Below are 16,299 nucleotides of genomic sequence, written 5' to 3' on the forward strand. Positions count from 1 at the left end.
TATTGATGTCAGGGTGAGGACATGGATTTAACATATATGCGTACCTTCCGCGAAGTGGCCAAACGGCAAAGCTTTACCCGGGCCGCCGAGGAGCTGGGTTATGCCCAGTCGAGTGTAACAATGCAAATTCAGAAGCTGGAGAAGGAATATGGCGTGCCGCTGATTGAACGGCATGGCCGTGCTTTGCGGCTCACGCCGCCCGGCGATGAGCTGCTGAAGCTGTTCGGGGAGATTCTCGACCTGTATGACCGCTCCAAAGAGACGATTGCCCAGCAGATCGGCGGCACGCTGACAATTGGCACGATTGATTCGCTGGCCGCCTTCTATTTACCGCCGTTCCTGCAGCAGCTGCGGACGCGTTATCCCGGGCTGAACATCCATCTGCAGACCGAACAGGAGGCTAATCTGGTGGCCAAAATACGTGACGGCGAAGTGGATATCGGCTTGATGCTGGACCGCAGCACGGCCGATGCAGTGCTCCAGCGGACCGTGATCCGCGACGAGCCGCTGGTGCTGGTGGCGCCTGCGGGCCACCCTTTGGCCGGAGCGGAGCAGGTAACCCTGCAGGATCTGAATAACTGTGAGCTGATTGTCTCCGAAGAGAGCTGCATCTACCGCAGTCTGTTCGAGAATCTGTTGAAAGAGCACGGGATCATGTTCCGCATCGGCTTTGAGCTGTCCAATCTGGAGGCGATCAAGCGCTGTGTACGCAACGGTCTGGGCATCGCGCTCCTGCCGCGGATCGTAGCCGAGGAGGAGATTGAGCGGGGAACCCTGGCCGAGCTGCCGTTCACCCATCCGGAAATTCACTTCGATCTGCAGCTCCTGGTCCATCCGAAGAAATGGCATTCATCGCCGCTGGAATACCTGATCCACATGCTGCTGGATGATGCCAAAGCGAAATCGGCCGTGTCATAATTCCCGGTGCCTAAGGCCAAATGGCACCGCTTAACAACCGGATATTGACAGCTAAATCGGGAATATGGTATATAAAAGGAAGTGTTAGCACTCAGATGAAAGGAGTGCTAATCTTTTTGGACAAGCGACAAGGTTATCTAAGATTAATGAAATGAAACGCTATTTTTGAAGGGAGATTATTTAGTTCATGGCCAAAAAAGAGTTCAAAGCCGAATCGAAACGATTGCTGGAAATGATGATTAACTCCATCTATACGCAGCGGGAGATATTCCTCCGGGAGCTGATCTCCAACAGCAGCGATGCCATCGACAAAATCTATTACAAAGCACTGGCCGACGACAGCCTGGTGTTCAATAAAGAGGATTATTTCATTAAACTGTCCGCGGATAAAGACAGCCGCACGCTGACAATCTCCGACACAGGGATCGGCATGACTCAGGAAGAGCTGGAGAACAACCTGGGGATTATTGCGAACAGCGGTTCCTTCGCATTCAAGAAGGATAACGAAGCGAAGGACGGCCACAACATCATCGGCCAGTTCGGCGTAGGCTTCTACTCCGCATTTATGGTAGCCGACCAGGTAACAGTCATCAGTAAAGCGCTGGGGAGCGAACAGGCCTTTAAGTGGGAGTCGCAGGGCACGGACGGATATACCATTGAACCGGCTGAGAAGGACGCGGTGGGTACTGATATTATTTTACAGATCAAACCGAACACCGAAGAAGACAATTACGATGAATTCCTGGAAGAATACCGCCTGAAGTCGATCATCAAGAAATATTCGGATTTCATCCGCTTCCCGATCAAGATGGACATCAGCCGCAGCCAGCTGAAGGAAGGCTCTGAGAACGAATACGAGAGCGTTGTGGAAGAGCAGACCGTGAACAGTATGGTTCCGATCTGGCGCAAGAACAAGAACGAGCTGACTGAAGAGGATTACAACAACTTCTACAACGAGAAGCGCTATGGCTTCGACAAGCCGCTCAAGCATATCCATATCAGTGCGGATGGCGCTGTAGTGTACAATGCGATTTTGTTCATTCCGGAGAGCACGCCTTTCGATTATTACACCAAGGAGTATGAAAAGGGTCTGGAGCTGTACTCCAATGGCGTGCTGATTATGAACAAATGCGGCGACCTGCTGCCGGACTATTTCAGCTTCGTTAAAGGGATGGTGGATTCCGAGGATCTGTCCCTCAACATTTCCCGCGAGCTGCTGCAGCATGACCGCCAGCTGACGCTGATTGCCAAGAACATCAAGAGCAAGATCAAGAGCCAGCTGCTGAGCATGCTGAAGGACGAGCGTGAGAAATACGAGACATTCTATAAATCGTTCGGCCGCCAGCTGAAATTCGGAGTCTACAACGATTACGGCATGGAGAAGGATACGCTGCAGGATCTGTTGATGTTCTACTCCTCCAAGGAGAAGAAGCAGGTCACGCTGGCTGAATATGTAGAAAGAATGCCGGAAGAGCAGAAATTCATCTACTATGCTTCCGGTGACTCTATTGAACGCATCGAGAAGCTGCCGCAGACGGAGCTGGTGCTCGACAAGGGCTACGAAATTCTGTATTTGACCGACGATATCGACGAATTCGCCATCAAGATGATCATGTCCTACAAGGAAAAAGAGTTCAAATCCGTATCGAGCGGCGATCTCGGCATTGATGATGCCGACAACAAGCCTTCGGAAGAGGAAGAAAACGAGAACAAGGGCTTGTTCGAGGAAATGCAAGGCATTCTGTCCGGCAAAGTGAAGGCGGTCAAAGCCTCCAAGCGTCTGAAATCCCATCCGGTCTGCCTGTCCGCAGAGGGCGAGCTGTCGATCGAAATGGAGAAGGTGCTGAAGGCGATGCCTAACGGACAAGAAGTACAGGCTGACAAGGTACTGGAAATCAACATTAACCATGATGTCTTCAAATCCCTGAAGGCCGCCGCCGAAGGCGACAAGGAGAAGCTGAGCCTGTACACCAACCTCTTGTACAATCAGGCGCTGCTGATCGAAGGTCTCCAGGTGGGCGATCCGGTACAGTTCACCAACGATATTTGCAAAATTATGGTTTAAGCTTCGGCCTGCAAGCAGCCAAGCGCAATAGAGCCCGCCTCCGGTGCTGTCCGGGGCGGGCTCTTTGGTGTGCGGAGATTCAGGCGAAGCATATTTATGGCCCGGCGAAGCTGTCAATGAACCGCTTGGCCAGCGAGGACAAATACTTGTCCTTGTTCCAGACCGCCGCTACCCGGGTGACCAGAGATTCGCAGCGGATCTCCTTGGCGACCAGATTGCCGTTGCCGGCAAGTCCGAAGGCCGACTTCGGAATCAGCCCGATGCCCAGGCCGGCGTTGGCCCAGTGCAGCGTGGTGCGGGCGTCGTCGTTCATGCAGAAGAACTCCGGGTCAAAGCCGTTCGTAAGGCAGGTCTCGCGGATCAGCTGCTCGAATCTGCGGTAGATTATCAGCGGCCGCTGCTTCAGCTCGCCCAGCTCAATGGCGGTCCGGCCGCCCGTCCAGTCGTCATCCGGCGTCATTACGGCGATCATCGGCTCGGCCCTGACATACCGGCATTCCAGGCCCGCGCTGTTGAAGGGGGTGCGGACAATGCCGACTTCAACAATTCCTTTGGCCAGCAAATCCAGAATCCGGTAAGTATTGCCTTCATGGATGGCGAATTTGACCCCGGAGTATTCTTTATGGAATTCAAAAAGCCGGTCCTGCAGCAGTGTCGCTGCGGAGGAAGAGACGGTGCCGATGGACAGGGTGCCACGTATTCCCTTAACCAGATCCCCCAGCTCGCGTGCAGTGGAGTCGGCCATTTCCAGAATCTGCTGGGCCCGCTCGCGCAGAAGCAGCCCGGCGTCAGTAAGCTGGATGCTGCGCGGGCCGCGCTCCACCAGCTTGACGCCAAGCTCATCCTCCAGCTGCTTCAGCTGCTGGCTGAGCGGAGGCTGGGCCATCTGCAGCTTGCGCGCCGCCGAGGTGATTTGCCCTTCCTCGGCAATCGCCAGGAAATATTTTAACTGCCGGATGTCCATGGAGAAATCCTCTTTTCGTCAATTTTGAGATATGAAATACATATGGAAGTGATACGAAAGCAATATTATTAATATGTAACAGGATATGACATAATCATAACGGGTGTTTACCGGAAAAGCCAGAAGAGGAATACAACAACAATGTAAGGTGAGGATGCTTGTGTTTAAAATTGCCGCGTTTCTAAAACCCTACCGGAAGGAGGTCATTCTTGGTCCGCTCTTTAAGCTGCTGGAAGCGATTCTTGAGCTGCTGCTTCCTACTGTCGTCGCCTTGATCGTCAATAACGGCATCGGGCAGCAGGACAGTGCGTATGTGTACAAGATGGGCGGAGTGATGCTGCTGATGTCGCTGCTCGGCTTCGGCAGTTCAATGATTTGCCAGCATTATGCCGCCAGAGCCTCGCAGGGCTTCGGCACTTCGCTGCGCAATAAGCTGTTCGCCCATGTCTCCACGCTGTCCTGGGCCGAGCTGGACCGCTTAGGGACGCCTTCGCTGATCAACCGCATTACTAGTGATGTGAACCAGCTGCAGGTGGCGGTGGCGATGCTGATCCGGCTTGTCGTCCGTGCTCCGTTCATCTGCATCGGCGCGATTATCATGGCGATGATCCTTGATTTCCGGCTGTCGCTGATTCTGCTGGCGGCCGCGCCGGTGTTCGGCATTATTCTGTATTTCATTATCACCCGCAGCTCGCCGCTGTACCGTAAATACCAGCAGAAGCTGGACGGCCTCGCCCAGGTGCTGAGCGAGAATCTGTCCGGTGTCCGCGTGATCCGCGCGTTTGCCAAGGGTCGCCGCGAGAAGCAGCGCTTTGACGCCGCTTCGGATGATCTCACGGCGACGGCGATCCGCGTCGGACGCATCGCCGCCTGGCTGAGCCCGATGACCACAGTGGTTGTCAACGCGGCGATTATTGCTATCCTGTGGGCTGGCGGTATCCGGATTGAGGCCGGCTCGCTTTCACAAGGGGAGATTATCGCTTTTATCAACTATGTGACACAGATTCTGCTGGCGCTCATTGTCGTCTCCAATCTGGTCATTCTCTTCACGAAAGCCGCTTCTTCAGCGGCGCGCGTCAATCAAGTGCTGGCTACGCTGCCGTCCGTGCAGGACAACGCCAGCCCCGCTATAGCGGCGGCTGATGCCCAGGCACCGGCCATCTCCTTCGAGCATGTCTCCTTCCGGTATCATGCCACGGGTGAGCTGGCGCTGCAGGATGTAACGGTGAGCATCGGGCGCGGGCAAACGGTCGGCATTATCGGCAGTACGGGTTCGGGTAAATCGACATTTATCAATCTGATTGCGCGTTTCTATGATGCTGTGGAGGGAAAGGTGAAGCTGGGCGGCCGCGATGTGCGTGAGTACACACTGGAGAGGCTGCGGGGCCGGATTGGTCTGGTACCTCAGAAAGCGCTGCTGTTCACCGGCACGATTGCCGACAATATCCGCTGGGGCAAGCCGGATGCCACACCGGAGGAGCTGCGGCAGGCCGCTGCCGTTGCCCAGGCGGAGGAGTTCATCCTGAAGGCTCCGCAAGGATGGGAGACCCCTGTGGCACGGGGCGGGCAGAATCTGTCCGGCGGGCAGCGGCAGCGGCTGACGATAGCCCGCGCCGTGGTAGGGCATCCGGAGATTCTGATTCTGGATGACTCGGCCAGCGCGCTTGATTTCGCGACAGACGCCGCGCTGCGCCGCGCGCTGAAGGAATATAGCACGGAGATGACCGTTCTGCTGGTGTCCCAGCGGGTCAGCACTGTGAGGCAAGCAGACCGGATTATCGTATTCGAAGAAGGGCGGATCGCCGGTACCGGCAGTCATGAGGAGCTGCTGGAGACCTGCGCGGAGTACCGGGAAATCTGCGCATCGCAGCTGTCCGCCGGGGAGGTGCAGGGATGAATAGTACAGCAGCAATCTGGAAACGCATATTGCTCTATACGCGGCAGGAGCGAAAATTCGCCGTAGCGGCATCCGTCAGCGCCGTCATCAGCGTGATTGCCAGCCTTATCGGCCCGCTGCTGATCGGGCGGGCGATTGACCGGATGCTTGGCCCCGGGCGGGTGGAGTATCCGGCGATATTTCGCATTCTGCTGATTCTGGGTGCGGTGTATCTGGTCGGCAGCCTGTTCGGCTGGCTGCTGACCTATTATACAAACCGGATCGCGTACAAGACGGTGTATGAGCTGCGCCGGGAGCTGTTCGACAAGCTGGAGGCACTTCCGCTGAAGTTCCATGACAATCATCCGCAGGGCGACAGCATCAGCAGGTTCGTTAATGACATGGACGCCGTCTCGGATGGTCTCCTGCAGGGCTTCTCCACGCTGCTGACCGGCATTGTGACGATCTTTGGCGCAATCGGACTGATGCTGTATATCAGTCCGGTGATGACCATAGTCGTGCTGCTCTCCGCCCCCGCCGCTTATTATGTGGCGCGCTTCATTACGAAGCGCTCCCAGAAGTTGTTCCGTGAGCAGGCCAAGATTCTCGGCGGACTGAACGGGTACGTGGAGGAGGTCGTCGGCGGACAGAAGGTGGTGCAGGCTTTCCGTTACGAAGACCGTACGTATGCTGCGTTCTCCCAGCGTAACAGCGAATTGTACGAGACGGGAGTTAAAGCTCAGTTCTACGGCTCGCTGGCGAATCCGTCGACGCGCCTTGTCAACAATATCACCTTTTCTGTAATTGCGATGTTCGGGAGCGCCTTGGTCATAGCGGGACATTTCTCAGTCGGCGACCTGTCCAGCTTCCTGATTTATTCCAATCTGTTCGCCAAGCCGTTCAACGAGATTACCGGTGTGCTTACTCAATTGCAGGCGGCGACGGCTTCCGGGCAGCGGATCTTCGCCATTCTGGATCTGCCGGAAGAGACGCCGGACGCCCCGCAGGCGCCGGTGCCTGCGGCGAAGCAGAGCGCCGTCACCTTCGAACATGTCAGCTTTGCTTATGAAGCCGAGCGGCCATTGATCCGCGATTTCAGCCTGGAAGTACCGCCGGGCACACGGGTCGCCATCGTCGGCCAGACCGGTGCGGGCAAGACGACGCTGGTCAACCTGCTGATGCGGTTCTACGAGGTAGACAGCGGGGCCATCCGGCTGGACGGCGTGGACATCAGGGAATTCAGCAGGGACAGCCTGCGGCGCAACTTCGGGATGGTGCTGCAGGATACGTGGCTCTTCGGCGGCAGTATCCGTGACAACATTGCCTACGGCAAGCCGGAGGCTACGGATGAGGAAGTCATTGCGGCCGCCAAGGCGGCGAATGCCCACAGCTTCATCAAACGGCTGCCAGAAGGCTACGCGACGGTGATTTCCGCCGCCGGCGACAATCTGTCCCAAGGGCAGAAGCAGCTGCTCACCATCGCCCGGGTCATGCTGGCTGACCCGCCGATGCTCATTCTGGACGAAGCGACCAGCAGCATTGATACCTTGACGGAGATCCGTATCCAGAAGGCGTTCCTGACGATGATATACGGACGGACCAGCTTCGTGATCGCTCACCGGCTGTCCACGATCCGCGAAGCTGACATCATCCTGTTTATGAAGGATGGGGATATTGTCGAAAGCGGCACCCATGAGCAGCTGCTCGCTGCCGGAGGTTATTACGCCGGACTGTATAACAGCCAATTTGCGGCGGTGTAAACGGCTGATAGCTCGTCATGGTTAGGGCGGGCGGTATAATTCTGGTAGTGGACAAACACCCGCAGCGGCGGGTGTTTGTTCGTATCCAAGGGTACACAGCTCATAAACAGGATTCGGAAGCTGTGTCAACGATGTATTTAATTGACAGCCTTCAATACGATGGATATTATTTCCGGGTAAGCACGGTTAAGCCTGCGCAAGATACGCCAGGTTTGCTGTGCATACAACGCGTGCTGTGCGTAATTCATTCCGGCCAGCCGCGGGGCTCAATACTGGTTGTTGATAAAGGAGAGCAGGATGAAGATTTATGGCGTCAACCTGGCGGAGCAGCTGCAACATGAATTTCCGCTGGAGCAGTGGCTGGAGCTTCTCTCTGCGGAGCGGCGGGACTCCCTTTGCAGATTCAAGCGGTGGAGTGACCGGTTGCGTTCGTTCACCGGGGAATGCCTGATCCGCAATCTGGCCGGCGCTTACCTGGGCTGCCGTCCCAGTGAAGTGCGGATTGCCAAAGAGAGCGGCGGGGGCAAGCCGGTGTTGCCTTATGCCGGGATGCACTTCAATGTTTCCCACTCGGGAGAATGGGTGGTCTGCGCAATCGACCGCTGTCCGGTCGGCATCGATGTGGAAGAGATCAAACCGATTGATCTCGGCATTGCCGAGAGGTTTTTCTCCGCAGATGAATATAAAGCCTTGCTCACAGAACCTGCAGACAGGCAGATCGAAATGTTCTATGAGCTGTGGACGCTTAAGGAAAGCTATTTGAAGCAGAATGGCCAGGGACTGTCCGGGGGGCTGGATTCTTTTACAGTCACGAGGAACGGTAGCGGCTACAATGAAGTGAGCGGGCAATGCTTCTTCCGGCTATACGAGGTGGATTCGCGGTACAAGCTGTCCGTATGCGCAAACCATACAGAGTTTCCGCAGGAGGTCATCCGGCTGCCGCTGGACCATCTGCTGCAGGAATTCAGGTAACTTGAATGATGCATGAATATCTGTTCGTCTGCCAAGATAAAAGAAAGCTGCCTCCGATATCCCGGAAGCAGCTTCTTTTTCGCTCAGTCATGTAAATTACCCATCCACTAAACCAGTGCTTGGCTGACTTACCGCTGATTACTTTGATACATCCCGGCTTGTCCTTTTCATTGCTTGCCGGTATTAGGACGCGTATCCTGAATCATATGAATGCGCATCTCTCCCGGCGTACACCCGTAGGTCTTGCGGAAGAGGCGGATGAAATAGCTGCTCTCCATGCCCAGATTAAGGGCAATATCCTGAATGGGCAGCTCGGGGTTCTCCTCCATCAGCTGCAGCGCCCGGGTTAACCGCAGATTCTGCAGATACTTATGAGGTGTGACCCCGAATTCCTGAAGGAATAAACGCTGGAAATGCTGTACGGAATACCCGACGGCAGCGGCCAGATTGGCCACGAGCAGCGGTTCGGTATAATGGGTATTAATCAGGCTGACGGCCTGCTGCAGCGCTTCGTTGCGGACGGTCCCGGCCTCTTGGCGCTCAGGGGCGCCTGATGTCTGTTCACAGGGGCGCAGCAGCAGCAGCAGCCGGTAGAGTAACACGGATAGCTCGGACTGGCCCGTATTCTGACCGTTCGCCTTATGCCAGAGGTCGCCGATGGCCTCCCAGCATTCGCTAAAGTCAGCAGCCAGATAAGGCGAAGAGGGCAGCATCCCGAGAGTATCCAGCACCGGCGAAGCTTCCCGGCCATGGATGCCGATAAAGCCGACCCGCCACGGCTGATGCGACAGCGGATAATATTCATGGCCGCGGTCGGGAGGGAAGGCGAATACCATTCCCGGACCCAGCGCGGTTTCACTTCCGTCCACCAGATCGCGGAACAAGCCCTGTCCGCTGTGAATCAGAAATACCTGATGCACCGGAAAACCGCCGGGACGGACATGATGATACTGAATGTGGCGGCCTACGGAGTATGGATACAGAGGGAGTTCACCGGAGCTGCGCGGCAGCTCCACCAGCGAGAACGGTAGCATACATTAACACCTCATATTCATTTTGTACTATTGAATCGCGTGATTAATCCTACAGGGTATAGATGATTATCCTATATTATATATAGTATGAACAATCAATTCTGTAAAGGGCAGTTCCTGTGATTGGAAGAAATCAGAGGAATGTACCACCTGTGCAGGATTGTATACGAAAGGATGACGATGAACGATGACGATGAAATTACCTCCCGTCAGCAGCAAAGCGCCTGTAATGCTGCACGGGGCCGACTATAATCCGGAGCAGTGGCTGCGGTACCCGGAAATTCTCCGCGAGGACATCAAGCTGATGAAAGAGGCGGGCTGCAATGTGATGTCCGTCGGTATTTTTTCCTGGGTGTCGCTGGAGCCGGAAGAGGGCGTATTCACATTTGAGTGGATGGACCGTCTGCTGGATTCGTTTGCCGAGAACGGCATTTATGCCTTCCTGGCTACGCCGAGCGGTGCGCGTCCGGCCTGGATGTCGGCGAAGTACCCCGAGGTGCTGCGGGTAGAGCGCAACCGGGTGCGTAATCTGCACGGGGTCCGGCATAATCACTGTTATACTTCTCCGGTTTACCGTGAAAAAACAGCGCTTCTTAACGCAAAGCTCGCAGAGCGTTATGCACATCATCCGGCGGTGATCGGCTGGCATATTTCCAACGAGTTCGGCGGCGAGTGCCACTGCGATCTTTGCCAGAATGCCTTCAGAGACTGGCTGAAGGTGAAATACGAGGGCAGTCTGGACCAGCTGAACCATGCATGGTGGACTACATTCTGGAGCCACACCTATACCTCATGGGAGCAGATTGAATCCCCGGCTCCGCACGGTGAGACCCAGGTTCACGGCATGAATCTGGACTGGCGGCGTTTCGTCAGTGATCGGACGATTGATTTCTGCCGCCATGAGATTGAAGCAGTGCGTTCTTACAACCCGGAATTGCCGGTAACGACGAATATGCATAACATCGACGGCATTGACTACCGCAATCTGGCCGAGATCCTTGATGTCGTCTCGTGGGACGCTTATCCCGATTGGCATTATACCGAGGACAACGACGATTCGCGGCTGGCGGCCTGGACGGGAATGCAGCATGATCTGTTCCGCAGCCTGAAGCGCAAGCCGTTCCTCCTGATGGAGAGCACACCATCCCTCACCAACTGGCAGTCGGTCAGCAAGCTGAAACGGCCGGGAATGCATAAGCTGTCCTCCCTGCAGGCGGTAGCACACGGCTCGGATTCTGTGCAGTACTTCCAGTGGCGGAAGAGCCGGGGCTCCAGTGAGAAGTTCCACGGCGCTGTGGTGGATCACAGCGGACATGCCGACACCCGCGTCTTCCGCGATGTGGCTGAGGTTGGCCGGACGCTTGCAGGTCTAACGGAGGTAGTCGGGACTACAGCACCGGCCAAGACGGCAATTCTGTTCGACTGGGACAACCGTTGGGCGGTTAAAGATGCCCAGGGCATCCGCAACTCCGGACTGAAATACGAAGAGACGGTCCTGCAGCATTACCGCGCCTTGTGGGAGCTGGGCATTCCGGTGGACATCATCGGTTCGCAAGAGGAGCTGTCCGGTTACAAGCTGGTAATTGCCCCTATGCTGTATCTGATCAGTGAAGCAGGCGGTGCCCGGATCGAGAAATACGTTGAAGAGGGCGGCAACTTCCTCGCCACTTACTGGTCGGGCGTTGTCAATGAGACCGATCTGTGTCATCTGGGCGGCTTCCCCGGCCCGCTGCGGAAGACGCTGGGCATCTGGGCCGAAGAGACGGAAGGGCTGCCTAGCCGTGATTTGAACGGGCTGGTCATGGAGAGCGGCAATGCCCTCAAGCTGGCCGGAGATTATGACGCACATGAAATAGCTGAGCTGATTCATCTGGAGGGCGCGGAGGCGCTGGGACACTACCGGAGCGATTTCTATGCCGGCCGTCCGGCATTGACCCTGAACAAGCTGGGTGCGGGCAAGGCGTACCATCTGGCAACGCGGGTGAAAGACCCGGCGTTCTATGTGGAGCTGTACGCAGCAATTACAAGTGAAGCGGGGATTTCCCGCGTTCTGGACAGTGCGCTGCCGGCGGGGGTAACCGTACAGCGCCGTACGGACGGCGAGCATGATTATGTGTTCGTGCAGAACTTTAGCGGCAGTGATCAGACGGTTCAGCTGGATGGACGGGAATATACGGATCTGGAGACCAATGAAGCCGCTCCGGCCGAGCTGCTGCTGCCAGTGAACGGACTGGCTATATTGAAGCGCAAGACGGCGGAATAAGCGGTAGCGCCTGCCCGGGATTAGCCAAGCAACAGATACGTATGCTTGAGGTTATAGTGGAAACGAAATAAGGCAGAACCTGCCTCCTGATTGCTCCGGTGCCGTATATTATCGACACCGGGAGCAGACGGAGCAGGTCCTGCCTTTTATTTCGTTGTCCAGGCAAGCAATCAGTGAGAACTAATGGCTGTGCCAGGTTTGACTCGCTTGCTCTGTCTGCTTCAGCGACCTGGCAAACAGGATGCCTATCAGTACAGCCGAGCAGGTCAGAACGGAGGCGAACAGATAGAGCTTGACGATGCCGAAGGTCTCTGCCACCCAGGCCATGCCAAGGAGCGAAATGCAGAAGAAGAGATGCATCAGCGCAGCCTGTGCAGACAGCACCTTCGGCAGCTGTTCGCTGTTCACGCTGCGCTGGACCAGCGTCCGGCGGGTAACGGCGCTGAGCTCGGCGAACGGTCCCATGATCAGGACCAGCCCCAGAGCGGCATAAGGAGCGGTGTTGACGGCGTATAAGAGAGTCAGCACCCCATAACCCGCCATCCCGGTGAGCATGAAGGGCAGCAGCCGGTTGCCGATCCGGCGGACCATGGCGATAACCAGCAGTCCGCCGCCGACCGTCCCGGCGAAATAAACCGCATTGATAAAGCCCCACCATTCCTCGCCCTGGCCAAGCGCCTGCTGCACAAACGCCAGCATAAATGCGCCAACCCAGACGGAGCCGCCGAGCATGTCAATGGCATCGATGGCGGTCAGTGCCCGCAGGCTGCCTGTTCGCCAGATGATCCGCCAGCCTTCGGTCAGAAGGGCCAGACCGGAAGCGGAGACTTCCGCCGGCGCTGCGCCTTCCGCCCGCGCGTCAATCGTACTGTCGTCCATTCCATGCGGCGGACGGTCCGCCGGCTCCCGAACCTGCAGGGTGAGCAGGGCAGCCAGGCCATAGATGACGGCGGTGACGAGCAGCGTAGAGCTGGTCCCGATCCAGGCAATGACCAGTCCGCTCAGGCCCCAGCCGGCGAATTGGACGACCTGGTCGCTTACGGAGAGCAGACCGTTGGCCTTGAGCAGTCCGTCCCGGCTTCCCGTCAGCCGCGGAACGAGCGCATTGCGGGCGGGAACCGTCCAGCCGTCCAGAAAGGACATGGCGAAGATCAGCGGGAAGACGGCCAGCAGCGAAGCGTCACTTCCGTTCATGCCCAGATAGACCGACAGCGCGGCGAAGAACAGAAATTGTCCGGCCTGCGACAGCAGCAGCAGCCGGGGCAGCCGGAAGCGGACAATCAGCAGCGGGGCGAGCAGGCCGCTGAGCATCTGCGAGAGCGAACGGAATAAGGGGACCAGCGTGGCGGAGATCAGGCTGCCGGTATGGTCCAGCACAAGCACCGTCAAAGCCATAATGTACAATACATCTGCAGCATTGGCTGCGGTTTGGGTGCCCCATAAATAATAGAAGGCTTTGCCAAGCTTGGGTGGGTTCATGGTGAATTCTCCATAGTCAGGTGTATATTTGGTGGTGCTATCAAAGAAATGCGGCTGCTATGCCCTCGATGACTCTTAAATAATAGACGGCTTCATGCGGAACGAACCGGCCGATTTCGGCCATCTCGTCAATCTCGGTGCGTATTCCGCTGTCCATCCGGAAGCCGCGGATGCGGATAGCTGCGGCCTCACCCTCCCACAGCCTTCGAAAGTCAGAGAAGCTGACGGTGACGATGCCAGCTACTTCATCTTCCTGCAGCTGAAACGCTTCGAGGGGGTAGGGGTTGCTGAAGAGATAGACATTCGCCCGCTCTTTGTCGGAGAAGCCTTCTGTTTCCATCTTGTAAGGCACGATGCCCAGCGGAACCAGTTCGTCAAAGCCTACTGTTATCCCGAGCTCCTCCTGGACTTCGCGGATGCCGTCCTCCGGGGTCTCATGGGCCAGCAGATGCCCGGCGGCGGTAATGTCCAGCAAGCCGGCGTAATCCCGCTTCTCTGCGCTGCGCAGCTGAAGATAGACGGTCAGCTTCTGCTGATCCCGGCCGACGAACCAGCAGTGGAAGGTCTCATGCCACAGGCCCAGCCGGTGCACCTCGGAGCGGGGAACGGTTCCGGTAGGGTTGCCTTGTTCATCAAAGGTTGTGAGCAGCTCGTCGTTCATACGAAGCTCCTTTCTTAATCCATGTGTAGTATAATTTGACTAAATATAATCTATATAAGATTACCACATTGGCATCCTTGGTGTTGAATGAAATAAGGCAATAAGCGGAGAGGAGAATGAAATGCAGCATCTTGCAGTAATGGACAAAGAGACCTTCCATACCTTAAGCGACGAAGCCCTCGGGCACGCTTGTATGGAACCGGTCTTCAGCCAGATCCGGGGCCAATCTCCGCAGGTCAAGGCCCAGGTGGTCTCTGAGCTTGGCCGGAGCAGAGCGGCGCTTTGTATGTTCCGGGTGATGTACGACCACAGCCGCCCCTCGGCAGCGGAATTTTATGCCTGGATCAGTTATATGCAGGCGCAGCCGGGGTATTGGAGCGGGGTGCTCGAAGGACTCGATTTCTTCGGGGACAGCAGCATGTACGGGCTGCTGGAAGAAACGCGCAGGGTATTTGAGAACTGGAATAAGCGGCTGGGAAGAGTATGGGAGGAGGCAAGCCTTGGTGATCTGGAACGGAACGAGGAGCTGTGCGGAGCCGTAACATCCCTCTATGTACGCTTTCAAACAGCAGCGGCGGAGAGCTTGAGCATCATTGCTGCTTATATCCGCGAACATCCCCATGAATTCGTAAGGTTTTGCCAGGAGGATAATTGCTCGCTCTAACAAGAGAAAAGCCTTACGGAACACCGGTTACCGGCATATCCGTAAGGCTTTGTCGTTAGCTTAAGCAGCAATCGGCAGGGATTAACGGGCGAGCCATCCGCCGTCAACGGCCAGAACGTGCCCGTTCAGGTAGTCGGAGGCTGCGGAGGCCAGGAATACAGCCGGTCCCTTCACGTCATCGGCAGTGCCCCAGCGGCCGGCCGGAATACGGTCAAGAATTGAATCGGAACGCGCCTGGTCAGCACGGATCGGCGCTGTGTTCTCGGTCGCCATGTATCCCGGAGCGATAGCATTGACGTTCAGGCCGAATTGGGCCCATTCATTGGCGAACGCCTTGGTCAGACCGGCAACGCCGTGCTTGGATGCGGTATATCCTGGAACATTAATGCCGCCTTGGTAGGACAGCATGGAGCAGATGTTGATGATCTTGCCAGTGCCTCTTTCCAGGAAGTGGCGGCCGGCGATCTGCGACAGCAGGAAGACAGTGTTCAGGTTGAGGTTGATAACATCGAACCAGTCTTTCTCACTGTGATCCTTAGCCGGGGTACGGCGGATCATGCCTGCGCAGTTAACGAGGATGTCCACATGGCCAGTCAGTGCAAGGGAAGCATCGAAGGCTCCCTGAAGCTTGGTGTGATCGCTCAGATCGGCTTCAATGCTCAGGGCTTTTACGCCGAAGGCTTGTGCCGCATTTACAGTTTCTTCACTGGTATTCAGTGAAATGGATACTACATCTGCACCTGCTTCCGCGAAAGCCAGAGCGATGCCTTGGCCCAGACCCTGAGCTGCGCCGGTTACGATTGCTGTTTTGCCTGCCAGACTGAATAATGATGACATAATAGATATCTCTCCTTTGTGTGGTGAAAAATGGGTTTAAGCCTGCCCGCATTCAAGCCGCACGCCTGCGCTGCGGAATTGCCCGGCTGTCTCGGCCGCAAGTCCGCTGTCCGTCAGCAGCACATCCACTTCCCGGAGGGAAGCGAAGGTGCGCAGGGCGGTTTGTCCGAATTTGTGGTGGTCGCAGACGGCATATACAGTGCGGGCGGTGGCGACAAGCGCTTGCTTGTAATCAATGAAGTCACCGGTGTAAATCGACAGCCCTTGTTCGATATGAACGGCTGTGGCCGACAGAAATGCTTTTTCTATGTTTAGTTTTTGCACGTAGGCGACGGCTTCGGGTCCGGCCAGCATGTTGCGCACCCGGTATCCGCCGGGCACAACGAGACGAATGTTGTCCTTCGGAACCAGCTCGCTGATGATATAGACATCGTTGGTGACAACGGTGAGCGGAGCATTGCCGAGCCGCCGGGCGATTTCCAGCGTCGTGCTGCCGCCATCGAGCGCAATGATGTCGTTCGGGGCAAGATGCGCTACCGCGCGGCCGGCGATTTCCGCCTTCTCATCGGCATATTTGTCCAGCGGATCCCTCGCGGGCAAAATGCCGAATTGATCGCTCTGCGCCAGTACCGCTCCGCCGTGCACACGCACGATCAGCCCCTGCTCTTCGAGCTTGCTGAGGTCCTCGCGGATCGTCTTCCCGCTGACCTGAAGCTTGTCAGTCAGCTCATTTACCGTGACGTCCTTCTGGTTCAGCAAAACTTCCATTATCATCTCATGTCGCCGTATCGGATTCATCCGTCTGC

The 16,299-nt window shown here is 56.4% G+C and carries 13 protein-coding genes; 7 read left to right on the top strand and 6 right to left on the bottom strand.

Translation table 11 applies throughout. From position 1 onward, the window contains the following. Positions 1-21 precede the first annotated feature (21 nt). Positions 22-918: a LysR family transcriptional regulator gene (locus F1379_RS06960; RefSeq protein WP_150267821.1), complete on the top strand. Its 897-nt coding sequence runs from the start codon at positions 22-24 to the stop codon at positions 916-918. Between the two features lie 187 nt (positions 919-1,105). Then, the gene (gene htpG, locus F1379_RS06965; protein ID WP_150267824.1) at positions 1,106-2,983 is read left to right on the top strand and encodes a molecular chaperone HtpG; all 1,878 of its coding nucleotides are present in this window, start codon (positions 1,106-1,108) and stop codon (positions 2,981-2,983) included. Positions 2,984-3,077: 94 nt separating this feature from the next. Here htpG and F1379_RS06970 read toward each other — a convergent pair whose 3' ends face one another. Continuing rightward, on the bottom strand, positions 3,078-3,947 hold the full coding sequence (locus F1379_RS06970; RefSeq protein WP_150267826.1) for a LysR family transcriptional regulator: 870 nt from the start codon (positions 3,945-3,947) through the stop codon (positions 3,078-3,080). Positions 3,948-4,107: 160 nt separating this feature from the next. Between F1379_RS06970 and F1379_RS06975 the strand changes: the two genes are divergently transcribed. The 3 genes from F1379_RS06975 (at position 4,108) to F1379_RS06985 (ending at position 8,555) form a co-directional block, all read left to right on the top strand. Then, complete coding sequence (locus tag F1379_RS06975; RefSeq protein WP_150267828.1) at positions 4,108-5,844, top strand: ABC transporter ATP-binding protein; 1,737 nt, start codon at positions 4,108-4,110, stop codon at positions 5,842-5,844. After that, positions 5,841-7,583 carry an ABC transporter ATP-binding protein gene (locus F1379_RS06980; RefSeq protein WP_150267830.1) on the top strand — a complete coding sequence of 581 codons (1,743 nt, stop codon included), beginning with the start codon at positions 5,841-5,843 and terminating at the stop codon, positions 7,581-7,583. The genes F1379_RS06975 and F1379_RS06980 overlap by 4 nt, the downstream gene beginning before the upstream one ends. 297 nt (positions 7,584-7,880) lie before the next feature. Continuing rightward, positions 7,881-8,555 (top strand): 4'-phosphopantetheinyl transferase family protein, encoded by a 675-nt coding sequence (locus tag F1379_RS06985; RefSeq protein ID WP_150267832.1) that lies wholly within the window; start codon positions 7,881-7,883, stop codon positions 8,553-8,555. A 167-nt stretch (positions 8,556-8,722) separates the two neighbouring features. On the opposite strand, the gene F1379_RS06990 is transcribed toward F1379_RS06985, so the two are convergent. Then, on the bottom strand, positions 8,723-9,589 hold the full coding sequence (locus F1379_RS06990; RefSeq protein ID WP_150267834.1) for an AraC family transcriptional regulator: 867 nt from the start codon (positions 9,587-9,589) through the stop codon (positions 8,723-8,725). 187 nt (positions 9,590-9,776) lie between these two features. On the opposite strand from F1379_RS06990, the gene F1379_RS06995 reads away from it, so the two are divergent. Then, positions 9,777-11,852 (top strand): beta-galactosidase, encoded by a 2,076-nt coding sequence (locus tag F1379_RS06995; protein WP_150267836.1) that lies wholly within the window; start codon positions 9,777-9,779, stop codon positions 11,850-11,852. Between the two features lie 180 nt (positions 11,853-12,032). Here the strand turns inward: F1379_RS06995 and F1379_RS07000 are convergent, their stop codons facing one another. Both F1379_RS07000 and F1379_RS07005 read right to left on the bottom strand, forming a co-directional pair. Then, entirely contained in the window at positions 12,033-13,331 is a 1,299-nt protein-coding gene (locus tag F1379_RS07000; protein WP_150267838.1) for an MFS transporter, read from the bottom strand. Between the two features lie 40 nt (positions 13,332-13,371). Then, positions 13,372-13,992 carry an NUDIX hydrolase gene (locus tag F1379_RS07005; RefSeq protein WP_150267840.1) on the bottom strand — a complete coding sequence of 207 codons (621 nt, stop codon included), beginning with the start codon at positions 13,990-13,992 and terminating at the stop codon, positions 13,372-13,374. Between the two features lie 121 nt (positions 13,993-14,113). On the opposite strand from F1379_RS07005, the gene F1379_RS07010 reads away from it, so the two are divergent. Beyond that, positions 14,114-14,656 (top strand): hypothetical protein, encoded by a 543-nt coding sequence (locus tag F1379_RS07010; RefSeq protein ID WP_150267842.1) that lies wholly within the window; start codon positions 14,114-14,116, stop codon positions 14,654-14,656. An 81-nt stretch (positions 14,657-14,737) separates the two neighbouring features. Here F1379_RS07010 and kduD read toward each other — a convergent pair whose 3' ends face one another. Both kduD and F1379_RS07020 read right to left on the bottom strand, forming a co-directional pair. Continuing rightward, the gene (gene kduD / locus F1379_RS07015; protein ID WP_150267844.1) at positions 14,738-15,493 is read right to left on the bottom strand and encodes a 2-dehydro-3-deoxy-D-gluconate 5-dehydrogenase KduD; all 756 of its coding nucleotides are present in this window, start codon (positions 15,491-15,493) and stop codon (positions 14,738-14,740) included. A 36-nt stretch (positions 15,494-15,529) separates the two neighbouring features. After that, positions 15,530-16,291, bottom strand: coding sequence for a DeoR/GlpR family DNA-binding transcription regulator (locus tag F1379_RS07020; protein WP_150267846.1), 762 nt, complete (start codon positions 16,289-16,291; stop codon positions 15,530-15,532). Positions 16,292-16,299: the final 8 nt, after the last annotated feature.

The sequence above is a fragment of the Paenibacillus tepidiphilus genome (assembly GCF_008635795.1).
In the GTDB taxonomy this organism is placed as follows: Bacteria; Bacillota; Bacilli; order Paenibacillales; family Paenibacillaceae; genus Paenibacillus_AQ; species Paenibacillus_AQ tepidiphilus.